Below are 13751 nucleotides of genomic sequence, written 5' to 3'. Positions count from 1 at the left end.
CCCTTAGGCGGAACTAACTCAAGACTTTTTCCATCCTAATTTGGAATGAGAAAAAAAACCGCCGCGAATATCACTATTCGCGGCGGTTAAATCAATCAGTGAATTACGTAGATAAGCTTACTTCTCTTCAGAAGGGCTCCATTCTTCGTTTTCACGGGTAGCCAGGTTGAAGGCGTGTTCCAGGCCCACCATGTCGCTGCTCGGGCGGAGAGCTTCAAAGGAGGCGGTTTCACGGCGGAGCTGCTCGGTGTCGTAATTGACGGCCTTGATGGAAAGGCCGATGCGGCGTTCGATGCTGTCCACCTTGATCACGCGGGCGGTGATTTCATCACCCACCTTGATCACATCCTTCACGCGTTCCACGTGGTCTTCGCTAAGCTGGGAGATGTGAATCAGGCCGTCGATGTCCCCGTTCAGGTTCACAAAGGCGCCGAAGCTGGCGATCTTGGCCACCTGGCCGGTCACCATGTCACCCACCTTGAAGCGGTCGTTGATGGATTCCCACGGATCAGACTCAAGCTGCTTGATGCCAAGGGAGACACGCTGGTCTTCCTTCTTGATTTCCAGAACGATGGCTTCCACTTCGTCGCCCTTCTTGAGGACTTCGGAGGGGTGGTTGATCTTGCGGGTCCAGCTCATGTCGGACACGTGGATCATGCCGTCGATGCCTTCTTCCAGACCCACAAAGGCGCCGTAGGGAGTAAGGTTGCGGACCTGGCCCTTGATAACGGTGCCGATCGGGAAGCGGGATTCGATATCCGCCCAGGGATTGTCTTCCAGCTGGCGAACGCCGAGGGAGATTTTCTGTTCCTTCACGGAAATGGAAAGCACCACGGCTTCGATTTCCTGGTCCAGCTTCAGCACGTCGCTCGGACGGGTGATTCTCTTGACCCAGGACAGTTCAGAAACGTGCACCAGGCCTTCCACGCCCTTTTCCAGCTCCACGAAGGCGCCGTAAGGCAGAAGCTTGGTCACGCGGCCCTTGACATGGGAATTGATCGGGTACTTGCGTTCGATGTCCGCCCAGGGATTGTCCGTCATCTGCTTCAGGCCCAGGGAAACGCGTTCCTTTTCGCGGTCCACTTCCAGAATCACGACTTCCAGGGACTGGCCGATGTGGAGCATTTCGCTCGGGTGGTTCACGCGGCCCCAGCTCATATCCGTGATATGAAGCAGGCCGTCCATGCCGCGGAGGTCGACAAAGGCGCCGAAGTCCGTGATGTTCTTCACGAGGCCTTCCACCTTGTCGCCTTCCTTGACGGTTTCAAGGAAGCGCTGGCGCTGGTCGGCGCGTTCGGCTTCGATCACTTCGCGGCGGGAAAGGACGATGTTCTTGCGGTCGTCGTTCACCTTGACGATCTTGAATTCGTAAACCTTGCCCACGTATTCGTTCAGGTCGCGCGGGGGAATGATATCCACCTGGGAACCGGGAAGGAAGGCTTCCACGCCAACGTTGACCATGAGGCCACCCTTGACGACGCTCTTCACTTTACCCTTGACCAGGCCGCCATCGCGGTACACGCCCACGATCTTATCCCAGTTCTGCTTATGGGCGGCCTTTTCCTTGGAAAGGACGACGATGCCTTCGTCGTTTTCGAGGCGTTCCAGAAGGACCTCGATCTGGTCCCCCACTTCGATTTCCTCGTCTTCAAACTCGGAAATGGAAATAGCGCCTTCGGACTTGTAGCCGATGTCCACCAAAACGACTTGGGGACGGATTTCCTGGATGGTTCCGGTAACGATGGAACCTTCACGCAATTCGCGGAACTTGCTGTCAATAAGTTCCGCCAGTTCAGTTGTGCTCATTTAAATGGTTGATGAGTTAGTATTGCCGATTTTTCTCATGGCCCCTTATTGGCCGGCGGGCAATCGGGGCGCCTTCCCCCGCCGGGCGAAAAATCGGTTGCCTTCAATACCAGTTTCACGCAAGAACTCAAGGCTTTTCTTGAAAAACTCCTTCCGATTTTTTTACGGCCCTGCGGCGCCCCGACGGATGGCGGCAAAAACAAGCGCACAAAAACCTTGTAGCCCTCCCTCCCCATGTTAAATTCCGGCTAATGGGAAAATGCGGAACATCCGCATCCGTCAACCACTCCCGCCGCAAAGCCATGAAAAAAATCATCCTGTCCCTCCTCGCCGCCGGGCTGTCCTCCACAGCCCTTCTTCACGCCGCGGAAACCGTCAAACTGGACAAGCCGGACCTGGAACGGGGAGCGCCCGTTATGAAAGCCCTGTCCGACCGCCAATCCATCCGGAGCTTCTCTGAAAAAATGCTCTCCCAAAAAGATCTGTCAGACCTGCTCTGGGCCGCCAACGGAATCAACCGCCAGGAATCCGGCAAGCGTACCGCCCCGTCCGCCATGAACCGGCAGGACGTCAAAATTTACGTATGCACGAAAGACGCCTCCTACCTCTATGACCACAAGGCCCACGCCATGGTCCCCGTAAGCGACGGGGACGCGCGCCCGGCGGACGCGCCCGTTTGCCTGGTTCTTGTGACGGACACGGCGGAACCCTGGGCAGCCATGGACGCTGGCATCGTTTCCCAGAACATCTCCCTGTTCTGCTCCGGAACGGGACTGGCTACCTACCCACGGGCCAGCATGAACAAGGAGGCCCTGGCAAAAGCCCTGAAACTGGCCTCCCCCCAAACGCCCATGCTCTGCCATCCGGTAGGGTATAAAAAATAACAACTTCCGGTTCCATCCTTTGGATGGGCCGGAAAAGGGGCCATCCGGAACCGGAAATGAATTCCGCAACAGGCGGAATCAGGGCTCCGGCAGAATATCCACATAAATGCCGGGAGAGCTCCCTTCAATGGGCATCGCGCCTACCGTCCGGGCATAAAAATCGGCCGGCCCTACCCCGCCGATGATGCCGTAGGCATGCCCCATCTCACGGAGTGCGTTCAATGCGGAAACCAGCAAAACCTTGCCCACGCCGCTCTTGCGCGCCTCCTCCGCAACCCCCATGGGGCCAAGAAAACCGCGCGCCGTCACGTCATAGCAGGCAAAGCCAAGAATCTTCTTCTCCCGTGTGGCAATATAACAGGAAATGGGCTGGCGGCAGAATGCAGTCTTCGTTTCACTCACCCACTTGGGAGAAAAATTCCGGCCTACCCATCCAGCCACCAAATGGCGTTCATAAGCCCCCGGCCGCCGGATCAAAATGCCGTCCTTCTCCAGCTTCCGCAGCTCTTCTTCAATATCGGGCAAATCATACAGCCGTACCAGCATATCCATCATAACCCCGGCACCGTATCACAACCAAGTGCCGCGGCGAATAAAAAAAACTGGACAAACCCTCCTTTCAACCGTAGACTTCGCCGCACCACAAACAACGAGCTGTAGCGCAGGCTGGTAGCGCGCTTCGTTCGGGACGAAGAGGTCGCAGGTTCGAATCCTGTCAGCTCGACCATATTTCCCCATTGCAAGACCTTGTAATTCATTCATGTTACAAGGTCTTTCTCTTTTCCGACTTGTGTATTCCGCGACCTTGTTGATAAACTTTCCTGCCCCCGTACTTTTACTTGAACACCAGCTTGAGCCCTCTCTCCTGCGGTTCCATGCACAACAGCATTATCTTGTTCGTACGGAGAGATATGCACAGGAAAAGCAGCCTATCCATTCCGGAAATTTAATAGCCCCCGGCGCTCTGACGACTTGCGACATGGCTTTTATTCAAGGCCAGGCACCTGGCATGGGACTTTATCAGTCATCCGTCAAATTCCCATTGCCCAGAGCCTGCTTCTTTTTCTAAAATACAGGTAATGAGTGAATACTTCCTGAAACTCCCCGGCGATTCCCAGCCGAGAGCCTATTCCGAATATGAAGTCCGTGAATTTCTGGGACAGGGCGTGATCGACTCAACAACGCTCACCTGGAAACAGGGCATGGATGGATGGCAGCCTGTGGACCAGGTTCTGCCGTCAATGTCCCCCGTCCGGAAAGAATTGCAGGAGGCAGAAGAGGAAAACCAGCCAGCGGAACAGGAATACCGTTTGCGTTATCCTCTGGCCGGGCTTGCCAAATTATCCATCCTGGCGTGCTTCGTGCTGCTGCCTTTCATGCTCTGGAGCAGCTGGATTGTTTTCTCCAACAACGTCACCAATTATGAGGAAATCCAGATGCTCATCCAGCAGAACATGGCTCACCTGCCGTCCTTCGCGGTTCCGCTGGTTTTCCTTTTCAGCATCCTGTTCATTCCTTCCCTGCTCATCCAGTTGATCTGGCTGTACCGGGCATCCGCCAATGTCCAGGGCTTCCAAATTCCGGGGCTGCGGTTCACGCCATTCCTGAGCGTCCTCCTGAGCTGCATGCCGGTAGTCGGCATGGTGCTCAATGCCCTGATCCTTCAGGAATTATACCGGGCTTCAAAGAATCCGGCGGCATGGATGCTGCAAGCCCCCTCCCGGTCGCTGCGGCTGTATCTGCTCGTTACCACGGCTTTGACCCTGTGCGCGCTCTTCCCCTTTGGGGCGGAACATTACCTGACGGCATTTCTGGTGATCGGCTCGCTGATGACGGCGGCCAGCATTCTGTGGCTGGTCTGCGTCCTGCAAATCACCAGGAAGCAGCAGGAGCTGGTCTCCAAAAATCCGGACACACGCTCCTGACGGGGAAAACGCCGGGGTTAGCGGTCTCCCTTTTCCTCCGTGTCCGGACGGTCGTCCGGAAGGATTTTATCCAGCGCTTCCATACTATTGTCCTTGTACAGGTTCTCCAGCAGCTTTTCCCATCCCGCCGCCATTTGAACCTGTTTCAGGGCAATAACGGGATCAGGCATCATCATTTCCGGGGAGGGAGCGTATCGTTTCAATACTTCATCCGGATTGATCCGGTTGAACGTCGTTTTTCCATAGCCCGGCATTCCCGCTTCATGGGCGATGGATTCAATCATCTCAAAATGCAGATGCGCCAGATAATTGCCGTGCGCCGTTCCGACCGTGCCGATCTGCTCTCCGCGCCCCACCAGCGCCCCCAAAGGAATGTCGCTGACGGTTTTCAAATGAGCGTACAGGCTCTGCACAAAACGCCCGTCCGGCAGGCGGTGGAGCAGGACGACGACATTGCCCCAGTCCGGCGAAGGCTCTCCCGCGTAAATCAATAACCCGCGTCCGGCGGCCCTCACGGGCAGTCCCTCATCCGTGTTCTCGCCACCAATCCCATTCAAATCCTGTCCGGTATGCCTCCCTCCACGGGCGGCATTCATATCACCCAGTCCCTGGGCAACATAGGTAAAGGCGCCATTTTCATCTCCGAGAGGGGACGTGAACGCATCCGCCAGCGGAGCCTTTGCCAGCTCCTGGGGCGTCAGCAAAATCATCCGGTAATCCACAGGCACCGGAGCAGACCGGGGAACATCCTCATCATAAATATTATGGCGCATCCCGGCATCCGGAGAGGCGGCATGGCTGGTTTTATACCAGGCAAACGCCGTAATCAGGATGCAGGCCGTTCCCAGAAGGCCCAGAATGACGCGGGATGTCGTCTTGTCTATCATCGTGCCGACTTTATATCCAATGAGCCGGATTTACAATCACAAGATGGTCAGTCCAGCGTCTCCGGAAACTTTTCCGTCCACAATTCGCGCGCCGCACGGATATCCTCCGCGGAAGCGCGTCCGGAGAGTTCCCAGACGAGCGGAACTCCATGCGGGAAAAAAGGCAGCAGGCGTTCAAACGGCACTCCGCCGCCCAGCAGGGGAACCTGGTGGTCCCGCGACGGCCACTTGACGTCGTTTACATGCCCACCTATCAAATGGGAAGACATCCTGCGGAGAAATTGTTCATGATTCAATATAAGGAGATTGTGCTTCCTTTGAATATGACCGAAGTCATGCCAGTACCCGATGAAGGGATTTTCCCCAAATTCCTGCATCAGCAGGCCCATTTCATCCTCGCTGGGAACCTGTTCATAATGGCTGCGCCCTTCAATGCCCAGCTTTACGCCAAGTTCCGCAGCATGGGGCAGAAGCTGCCGGATGGCCTCACGGGCACGTTCCAGATAAACGGGAGCAAGCCGGTTGCGGCGGCGCACAAACTCTCCCTTGGTTCCGGCAAATGACTCCGTTTCCACCATTCCCTGACGCGCCAGGCTCTGCAAATGAGCCGTATCCGTACGCTTCACCAGAGGTTCCACCGTCCCCATGTGCAGCACAATGTATCCGGCGCCCAGGGCGGCCCCCTGCTCCATGGATTTTTTCGTCAGCTCAATCGCCTTGGCGCGCACCTGCGGCAAATCTGCGGTAAACGGCCTGCTGTCCGGAGCGTCCCCCACCTCGTCGATGGGTGCCGGGAAATAATTATGGACCCCGGCCACCTGAACCTTTCCGGCTTCCACCGCCCTCATGATGCCGGGCAGAAGGGAAAGCTTGATGCCGTGGGAAAGTTCCACATGGTCAAATCCCAGGGAGAGGATTTCATCAATCATCTCTTCCCCGTCCTGGTGGCGGTGGGAGTTCCAGCATGTAGAAAATACCAGCATAGGCAACGGTCAACTGTTATGAACTGATGGAGCCGGGTTCCGTATAGGAATCCTTCATCCATTCCCTGACGGCGGCAGTCATGCTGCCGGCCACATCCGCTCGCGGTTTGACGAAGGCCGGGACAAACCACGGGAACGCCCCCACCAGGTCATGAATCACCACCACGTCCCCGTCACACGTATGCGCGCCGGAACCGATGCCCAGCGTGGGAATGGGGGAATGCACGGTAATCTGGCGGGCCGCATGAGGCGTCACGCCCTCCACGACCACAGCGCAGGCGCCCGCCTCCGCCACGGCTTCCACATCCTTTACCAGGGCTTCCTCCTCAGCGGAGGATTTCCCTTTGATTTTATATCCGCCTTCCTCCAGCACCTTTTGCGGCAAGAGGCCGATATGCCCTACCACGGGAATGCCGGCATCCACAATGGCACGGATCTTTTCCGCCTGGGCGGCTCCCCCCTCCAGCTTGACGGCGTCCGCTCCGGCCTGGAACAGCCTCCTTGCAGACTGCACGGCCTGCTCCACCGTATCATAGGTATGAATGGGCATATCTCCCACCAGCAGGGCATTCTTCACGCCGCGCGCCGTGGCTTCCACATGGTGAATCATGTGGTCCAGCGTCACATGGGTGGTATCCGGAAACCCCAGAAGCACCATTCCCACGGAATCGCCTACCAGCACAATATCCACGCCGGCCTCATCCAGAAGGCGGCCCGTAGGGTAGTCATAAGCAGTCACCAGCGTCACGTGCCGCCTGTTCTTGCAGGCGCGGATGCGTTCCGCTTTTTCAAGAGATTGATTCATGATGTTCTATAAACATGCAGTTACCAGCGTTCCGATACCAGGAGCGGGTCAGCCTCATCCGTATCCAGTTCCGCCAGCAGGCAAGAAACCGTTTTAGCCTGGCGGGGCAGAATGAGGTCCGGCCTGATGTCGGAAAGAGGCTTCAAGACAAATTTTCTCAAATGAGCCCTGGGATGGGGGAGAATCAGGCGGGGCGGATCGTTGACCACCATGTCCCCCGCGTAAATGATGTCCACGTCCGCCGTACGGGGTTCGCAGCGGATTCCGGAGCGGATGCGTCCCAGGGCGCGTTCTATGCCCTGGCAATGCACCAGCAGTTCTTCCACCGTACCGGGCCAGGTGAACTCCACCACGGCATTCAAATAATCATCCGCGCCATGCGGACATCCCTGCGGACTGGTAGCATACAGGGAGGATTGCAGGAAAGGATCGTCGGACAGGCTCATCTTCAGCAGATGGTCCCTGGCCTGAACCATCAGGCTGTTTTTGTCCCCCATATTGGATCCCAGTGCGATGCCGGCTCTCTTCATCAGCAAAAAAGGCATCATGGCCGTTCCGGGAAGGGGGGACGGCCATGATGCGGAAAAATTATAATTGGGAAAGGCCCAGAACGTCTTCCATGGTATACAGCCCCGGTTCCCTGCCCTGCAGCCAGAGAGCTGCACGGACCGCTCCGGAGGCAAACGTCATGCGGCTGGATGCCTTGTGGGTAAGCTCCAAACGTTCTCCGTCAGAGGCGAACACCACGGTATGGTCTCCTACTACATCCCCTCCGCGCAGGGAATGCATGCCTATTTCATTGGCGGGACGGGGACCCACCAGGCCTTCGCGGCCAAAAACCACGCTGTCTTCATAATTCCTGCCAATGGCGCCGGACAGGATTTCCGCCAGCGTCCGGGCCGTGCCGGAAGGAGCGTCAATCTTGTGGCGGTGATGCATTTCCATCACCTCAATGTCGCAGCTGCCGCCCAGGATCTGGGCCGCCTTGCGCGTCAGCCAGAACAGGGCGTTCACTCCTGCGGAATAGTTGGACGCGAATACGATCGGGATGGATGCGGCTGCATCCATAATCTCCTGACGTTCCAGCTCCGTATGCCCCGTGGTGCCTATCACCAGGGGCTTGTTATTGGCTACGGCTTCCGCCAGCAGGGTGCTGGTGAAAGCATGGTGGGAAAAATCAATGGCGACGTCGCATTTGGCAAGGGCCGGATAAAGCTCCTGCCCCTGGTCGTACGTGGCGCCCACGCAGGTGTCCGGATTCTGCGTCACCGCCTCCTGGACAGCGTGGCCCATGCGGCCCGAAATGCCTGTAACAAGAATGGAAATCATATAGTTGAGATATCAAAGAACGTTGAAACGTTGAAGAAGCGCGGAAAGCTGGGCTTCCTTTTCTTCCGGCAAAGGAACCAGCGGAAGCCGCACGCCGGGCTGAATATCCCCCCTCAGCGCCAGCGCCGCCTTGATCGGGACGGGGTTGGAATCCAGTGTCATGAGGCCCTTCATCAGTGGATAAAATGTTTTCTGGAGGGAAAGCATTTCACCCATATTCTGATCCAGGCCGGCTTTCACGATGGAATTCATGATTCCGGGAACCAGATTGGACGTTACGGAAACCAAGCCACTGGCGCCACAGGCCATAAAGGGAACCGTCAGGCCGTCATCACCGCACAGGACGGTAAAATCTTCCGGAACCACCTGCATCAGCTGGTTCACGCGGTCCACGCTGCCGCCGGCCTCTTTCACGCAAATAATGTGGGGACAGTCCTTTGCCAGGCGTCCCACCGTCTCCACGCTGATTTCAATACCGCAACGGCCCGGGATGCTGTACAGCATGATCGGCAGGCGGGTGGCGTCCGCAATGGCCTTGAAATGGGCATAAACGCCATCCTGGGAGGGCTTGTTGTAATAAGGGCACACCTGAAGCGTACCGTCCACGCCCATCTTCTCCGCCTCCTGGGTCATATGGATGGCCTCCGCGGTAGAATTGGCCCCCGTACCTGCAACTACCTGAATGCGGCCTGCCGCGCTCTCCACGGCCAGTTCAATCACCCTCAAGTGTTCTTTTACAGTCAAGGTGGGGGATTCACCCGTGGTGCCGACGGCCACAATGCCGGCCACGCCGGCAGCCACCTGGGCTTCCACAAGCATTCTAAAAGCCTCTTCATCGACCCGATTGCCGACAAACGGAGTCACAATTGCTGTATAAAGACCTTGAAACTTCATAACCTTACTTGGAAATATACTATATTAACAGACACTTTTTGTCACGACAGAATACAGAAATATGGCATGCCTGTTAGGCATCCCGGAATACCGTCCGGGAACAGACGGAACAAAATTCCAGACAGGAGTTGAACAAGGAAAGGGATGCTTCCGTCCTCATGCCGGGCTTCCAAGCGGCTTTTCTTCCATTGACAACGATGTATTCACGGTGAATATGACGCCCTTCCCTCCCGCACAGAAATAACGCCGCCGCACACGCGGAGGAAGCCAGCCTGGACTGGGAGACGTGCCGAAATACCGGACGGTGAATCACAACCTGGTTTATCCTGACGTCCTTCCTATTCAGACAATTTTCCAACCCTGCGGCATCTTCCTTCCAACACTGCTCCCTCCATCTTACCTTTCTTCCGGAACGGGAGACCATATTCACGACCATGGCGCCGGAAACAAAAGCGTGCTCAAGCAGAATGGACAGGCGACTGCGTGCGGAACAATTCAGGCCCTGCACCTCAACCGCGGCATCCTCACAGTTGATCAAATAATCGACTCGTCCATAGAGGGTATGTACCAGCCCTGCGAAGGAAGCCAGATCCGGAGGATGGCCCAGACAGCCCGACATGCCAAAGTGATTGCCCCCTGGCAGACAGTCCACCACGCGGGAAGACTCTTCACCGGCTTCATGCAACATGGCAACCACAGTTCCCCGGCACGCAAACGCCTTGGCGGCGAGGTATCCTATGTTGCCGGCGTTCCCCAGGATGACCGCAACGGGCTTCTGAATGATATGGGATTTCATACGCCGCCATTTTTGATGGAAGAACGGGTGCCGTCAATAGCAGGGATATCCTTAAACCGTTAAGAAAGAAAGAGGGATAGTTAAGGAAATGTTACGTAAGGTAAGAACTCTATTACGACAGGGATAGCCGTCCTCCTTGTTTGCCTCATCCTCCTTCAGTTCCACTTAGCCGGAGGAAGGAAGATCGCGCCATCAAGAAAACGAACAAGCCCCGCCAGTTGAGGAACTGGCGGGGCCTGATGAAAAAAAATCCCGGCGGCGACCTACTCTTGCGGGACCTATCGTCCGACTACCATTGGCGCGGCAGCGTTTCACTTCCGGGTTCGGAACGGGACCGGGTGGGACCACTGCGCTCTGGCCACCGGGCTTCAGGGGGAAGAGGGCTTTTTTTCTCTTCATCCTGCCTGCCCGGGAGCCCTTGGGGGGCTTTGAGGGGGATTTTTTAAGGGTTGTTGTGTGTGTGGCTAAGAAGATTTCCTCTCGTTACGAGGGGAAGGAATCAGCGTAAACTGACATCTGCGTGGCTGGTGGTGTTACTTTTAAACATACATCCAATGAACAAGACAACAGCAAGTTGTTATTCACGAACGGGAGTGATGTAATATGATGAAGTCTATTGGTGATTAGTATCGCTTGGCTCAATACATTGCTGCACTTACACCTGCGACCTATCAACGTGGTGGTCTTCCACGAACCTATAGGGAAAACTCATCTTGGGATGGGCTTGGCGCTTAGATGCTTTCAGCGCTTATCCCGTCCGCACTTAGCTACTCGGCCATGCACTTGACAGTACAACCGATGCACCAGTGGTGCGTCAGACCCGGTCCTCTCGTACTAAGGTCTGAACCCCTCAATTTTCCAACGCCCACAGAGGATAGAGGACCGAACTGTCTCGCGACGTTCTGAACCCAGCTCGCGTGCCGCTTTAACCGGCGAACAGCCGGACCCTTGGGACCTTCTCCAGCCCCAGGATGCGACGAGCCGACATCGAGGTGCCAAACCACGCCGTCGATATGAACTCTTGGGCGTGATCAGCCTGTTATCCCTAAGGTACCTTTTATCCGTTGAGCGACGGCAATTCCACTTTCTACCGCCGGATCACTTGGGCCTGCTTTCGCATCTGCTCGACTTGTTGGTCTCACAGTTAGGCGGGCTTATGCCCATGCACTCGACACCCGGTTGCCAACCGGGCTGAGCCCACCTTCGCGCTCCTCCGTTACTCTTTGGGAGGATACCGCCCCAGTAAAACTGACCGGCTGACACGGTCCTCTGGCCGGATTCACGGCTCAGGGTTAGATCCTCCAGTTTCAAAGGGTGGTGTCTCATTGATGACTCCGACGCCCCCTAAAGGGCGTCTTCAGCGTCTCCCACTTACTCTGAGCATTAAAACCGAAGAAACAATGACAGCTTACAGTTAAGGTCTATAGGGTCTTTCCGTCCTTCTGCGGGTAGGCGGCATCTTCACCGCCACTACAATTTCACTGAGCGCCTGGTTGAGACAGTGCCCAACTCGTTTCACGATTCGTGCAGGTCGGAACTTACCCGACAAGGAATTTCGCTACCTTAGGACCGTTATAGTTACGGCCGACATTCACCGGGACTTGGGTTCAGAGCTTCGCCTTGCGGCTAACCCCTTGCCTTAATCTTTCGGCATTGGTCACGTGTCACACCCTATACTTCGACTTGCGTCTTTGCAGAGTGCTGTGTTTTTGATAAACAGTCGGTTGGGCCATTTCTCTGCGGCCTGCATCGCTGCAGGCACCCCTTCTTCCGAAGTTACGGGGCTAATTTGCCGAGTTCCTTAACCAGGTTTCACTCTTACGCCTTGGTATATTCTACCCACCCACCTGTGTCGGTTTGCGGTACGGGTCGCTTAGCATACGCTGGGGCTTTTCTTGGCACTCGATCCAATGATGCGCTGAGTCCGTGGACTCAACTCGGAATTCAATAACCTAGTCATCTTTTCTCATGCGTCCCCCCAGTTTAAGGGTCGCGAGCTCAGGATTATTAACCTGATATCCATCGCCTACGCCTCTCGGCCTCGGCTTAGGTCCCGGCTAACCCAGGGACGAAACACGTTGCCCTGGAAACCTCGGGTTTACGGCGGCCGGGGATTTCACCCGGCTTTACGTTACTCATGTCTGCATACTCACTTGCATGTGCTCCAGGGTCAGTCGCCATCACCCTTCAACGCGCATGCAACGCTCTTCTACCACTCTACCGTAAGGTAAAGTCCAGAGCTTCGGTATAACGCTTGATCGCCAATCATTTTCGGCGCAGGATCACTCGATGAGTAAGCTATTACGCATTTTTTAAATGGTGGCTGCTTCTAAGCCAACATCCTCACTGTCTGTGTAATCCCACATCCTTTCCACTGAGCGTTATTTAGGCACCTTAGCTGCTGGTCTGGGTTGTTTCCCTCTCGACAATGAAGCTTATCCCCCACTGTCTCACTGCCACGTTCCATTGCACGGTATTCGGAGTTTGATAAGGTTTGGTAAGCGGGTGTGCCCCCTAGCCTTGTCAGTGCTCTACCCCCGCGCATCAGCACGTGACGCTGCACCTAAATGCATTTCGAAGAGAACCAGCTATCACGGGGTTTGATTAGCCTTTCACTCCTACCCTCAGCTCATCAGAGAACTTTTCAACGTTCACCTGTTCGGTCCTCCACATGGTTTTACCCATGCTTCAACCTGGCCAAGGGTAGGTCACCTCCGCTTCGGGTCCAGTACCTGCGACTTAATTCGCCCTATTCGGACTTGCTTTCGCTGCGACTCCGGGCCGGAAGCCCTTAGTCTTGCCACAAACACTGACTCGCAGACTCATTAAACAAAAGGCACGCCATCGCAGATTGCTCTGCTCTGACACTTTGTAGACATACGGTTTCAGGTTCTATTTCACTCCGCTCACAGCGGTTCTTTTCACCTTTCCCTCGCGGTACTTGTTCACTATCGGTCGCCAACTAGTATTTAGCCTTGCGCGGTGGTCCGCGCTGATTCATACATCGTTCCACGTGTGATGTATTACTCAGGATCCCACTAATTCCCACGCTGGATTTCGTCTACAGGGCTTTCACCTTCTACGGCCAGCCTTTCCAGGCTGTTCTACTATCCAGTATGGTCGAATATCTCGTGGTCCTACAACCCCGAAGGAGTACCTTCGGTTTGGGCTCCATCCGCTTTCGCTCGCCACTACTTACGGAATCGATTTCTCTTTCTTTTCCTCCGCTTACTGAGATGTTTCACTTCAGCGGGTTTCGCGTTTCATACCCTATGTATTCAGGTATGAACGATCGAGTATTGCCTCGATCAGGTTACCCCATTCGGATACCCCCGGATCATCGCTTGCTTGCAGCTTCCCGAGGATTTTCGCAGCTTGCCGCGTCCTTCTTCGCCTGTTGGCACCAAGGCATTCACCGTACGCCCTTACTTACTTCATCATA

Annotated in this window: 11 protein-coding genes, 1 tRNA gene and 2 rRNA genes; 4 read left to right on the top strand and 10 right to left on the bottom strand. The window is 55.6% G+C overall.

All coding sequences use genetic code 11. From position 1 onward, the window contains the following. Window positions 1–117: 117 nt before the first annotated feature. Window positions 118–1806, bottom strand: a complete 1689-nt coding sequence (locus tag J5W70_RS06845) for a 30S ribosomal protein S1 (RefSeq protein WP_102712389.1) — start codon at window positions 1804–1806, stop codon at window positions 118–120. Between the two features lie 302 nt (window positions 1807–2108). Here J5W70_RS06845 and J5W70_RS06840 point away from each other — a divergent pair, with 302 nt between their 5' ends. Beyond that, entirely contained in the window at window positions 2109–2690 is a 582-nt protein-coding gene (locus J5W70_RS06840) for a nitroreductase family protein (protein WP_102731909.1), read from the top strand. 78 nt (window positions 2691–2768) lie between these two features. Here J5W70_RS06840 and J5W70_RS06835 read toward each other — a convergent pair whose 3' ends face one another. Further along, a complete protein-coding gene (locus tag J5W70_RS06835) occupies window positions 2769–3245 on the bottom strand; it encodes a GNAT family N-acetyltransferase (protein WP_022396959.1) in 477 nt (158 codons plus the stop codon). Window positions 3246–3340: 95 nt separating this feature from the next. Between J5W70_RS06835 and J5W70_RS06830 the strand changes: the two genes are divergently transcribed. After that, window positions 3341–3417 (top strand) — tRNA-Pro (locus J5W70_RS06830). A gap of 352 nt (window positions 3418–3769) precedes the next feature. Continuing rightward, window positions 3770–4615, top strand: a complete 846-nt coding sequence (locus J5W70_RS06825; protein ID WP_022396960.1) for a GYF domain-containing protein — start codon at window positions 3770–3772, stop codon at window positions 4613–4615. 17 nt (window positions 4616–4632) lie between these two features. Here J5W70_RS06825 and J5W70_RS06820 read toward each other — a convergent pair whose 3' ends face one another. Genes J5W70_RS06820 through dapA form a run of 6 tightly spaced genes read right to left on the bottom strand, consistent with a single transcriptional unit; the run spans window position 4633 to window position 9513 of the window. Continuing rightward, the gene (locus J5W70_RS06820) at window positions 4633–5502 is read right to left on the bottom strand and encodes a M23 family metallopeptidase (RefSeq protein ID WP_022396961.1); all 870 of its coding nucleotides are present in this window, start codon (window positions 5500–5502) and stop codon (window positions 4633–4635) included. Between the two features lie 47 nt (window positions 5503–5549). Then, a complete protein-coding gene (locus J5W70_RS06815; protein WP_022396962.1) occupies window positions 5550–6485 on the bottom strand; it encodes a sugar phosphate isomerase/epimerase family protein in 936 nt (311 codons plus the stop codon). A gap of 16 nt (window positions 6486–6501) precedes the next feature. Beyond that, the gene (panB, locus tag J5W70_RS06810) at window positions 6502–7290 is read right to left on the bottom strand and encodes a 3-methyl-2-oxobutanoate hydroxymethyltransferase (RefSeq protein WP_022396963.1); all 789 of its coding nucleotides are present in this window, start codon (window positions 7288–7290) and stop codon (window positions 6502–6504) included. A 20-nt stretch (window positions 7291–7310) separates the two neighbouring features. Then, window positions 7311–7838 carry a 2-amino-4-hydroxy-6-hydroxymethyldihydropteridine diphosphokinase gene (gene folK / locus J5W70_RS06805; RefSeq protein ID WP_022396964.1) on the bottom strand — a complete coding sequence of 176 codons (528 nt, stop codon included), beginning with the start codon at window positions 7836–7838 and terminating at the stop codon, window positions 7311–7313. Window positions 7839–7878: 40 nt separating this feature from the next. Then, the gene (dapB, locus tag J5W70_RS06800; protein WP_022396965.1) at window positions 7879–8619 is read right to left on the bottom strand and encodes a 4-hydroxy-tetrahydrodipicolinate reductase; all 741 of its coding nucleotides are present in this window, start codon (window positions 8617–8619) and stop codon (window positions 7879–7881) included. Between the two features lie 12 nt (window positions 8620–8631). Further along, window positions 8632–9513 carry a 4-hydroxy-tetrahydrodipicolinate synthase gene (dapA, locus tag J5W70_RS06795; RefSeq protein ID WP_022396966.1) on the bottom strand — a complete coding sequence of 294 codons (882 nt, stop codon included), beginning with the start codon at window positions 9511–9513 and terminating at the stop codon, window positions 8632–8634. A 304-nt stretch (window positions 9514–9817) separates the two neighbouring features. Here dapA and J5W70_RS06790 point away from each other — a divergent pair, with 304 nt between their 5' ends. Next, on the top strand, window positions 9818–10372 hold the full coding sequence (locus J5W70_RS06790) for a hypothetical protein (protein WP_146020177.1): 555 nt from the start codon (window positions 9818–9820) through the stop codon (window positions 10370–10372). A 187-nt stretch (window positions 10373–10559) separates the two neighbouring features. Here J5W70_RS06790 and rrf read toward each other — a convergent pair. Continuing rightward, window positions 10560–10675: ribosomal RNA gene (gene rrf, locus J5W70_RS06785) — 5S ribosomal RNA — on the bottom strand. 237 nt (window positions 10676–10912) lie between these two features. Further along, a 23S ribosomal RNA gene (locus tag J5W70_RS06780) occupies window positions 10913–13748 on the bottom strand. Between the last annotated feature and the right edge of the window lie 3 nt (window positions 13749–13751).

The organism is Akkermansia massiliensis, from assembly GCF_018847375.1.
Lineage (GTDB): Bacteria > Verrucomicrobiota > Verrucomicrobiia > Verrucomicrobiales > Akkermansiaceae > Akkermansia > Akkermansia massiliensis.
This window is presented reverse-complemented; position numbering and strand designations above follow the sequence as displayed.

What these genes read in the sequence shown, in the direction of transcription:
- J5W70_RS06845 (WP_102712389.1), bottom strand. Translation starts at nt 1,806, where the DNA reads ATGAGCACAACTGAACTGGCGGAACTTATTGACAGCAAGTTCCGCGAA.
- J5W70_RS06840 (WP_102731909.1), top strand. Translation starts at nt 2,109, where the DNA reads ATGAAAAAAATCATCCTGTCCCTCCTCGCCGCCGGGCTGTCCTCCACA.
- J5W70_RS06835 (WP_022396959.1), bottom strand. Translation starts at nt 3,245, where the DNA reads ATGATGGATATGCTGGTACGGCTGTATGATTTGCCCGATATTGAAGAA.
- J5W70_RS06825 (WP_022396960.1), top strand. Translation starts at nt 3,770, where the DNA reads ATGAGTGAATACTTCCTGAAACTCCCCGGCGATTCCCAGCCGAGAGCC.
- J5W70_RS06820 (WP_022396961.1), bottom strand. Translation starts at nt 5,502, where the DNA reads ATGATAGACAAGACGACATCCCGCGTCATTCTGGGCCTTCTGGGAACG.
- J5W70_RS06815 (WP_022396962.1), bottom strand. Translation starts at nt 6,485, where the DNA reads ATGCTGGTATTTTCTACATGCTGGAACTCCCACCGCCACCAGGACGGG.
- panB (WP_022396963.1), bottom strand. Translation starts at nt 7,290, where the DNA reads ATGAATCAATCTCTTGAAAAAGCGGAACGCATCCGCGCCTGCAAGAAC.
- folK (WP_022396964.1), bottom strand. Translation starts at nt 7,838, where the DNA reads ATGATGCCTTTTTTGCTGATGAAGAGAGCCGGCATCGCACTGGGATCC.
- dapB (WP_022396965.1), bottom strand. Translation starts at nt 8,619, where the DNA reads ATGATTTCCATTCTTGTTACAGGCATTTCGGGCCGCATGGGCCACGCT.
- dapA (WP_022396966.1), bottom strand. Translation starts at nt 9,513, where the DNA reads ATGAAGTTTCAAGGTCTTTATACAGCAATTGTGACTCCGTTTGTCGGC.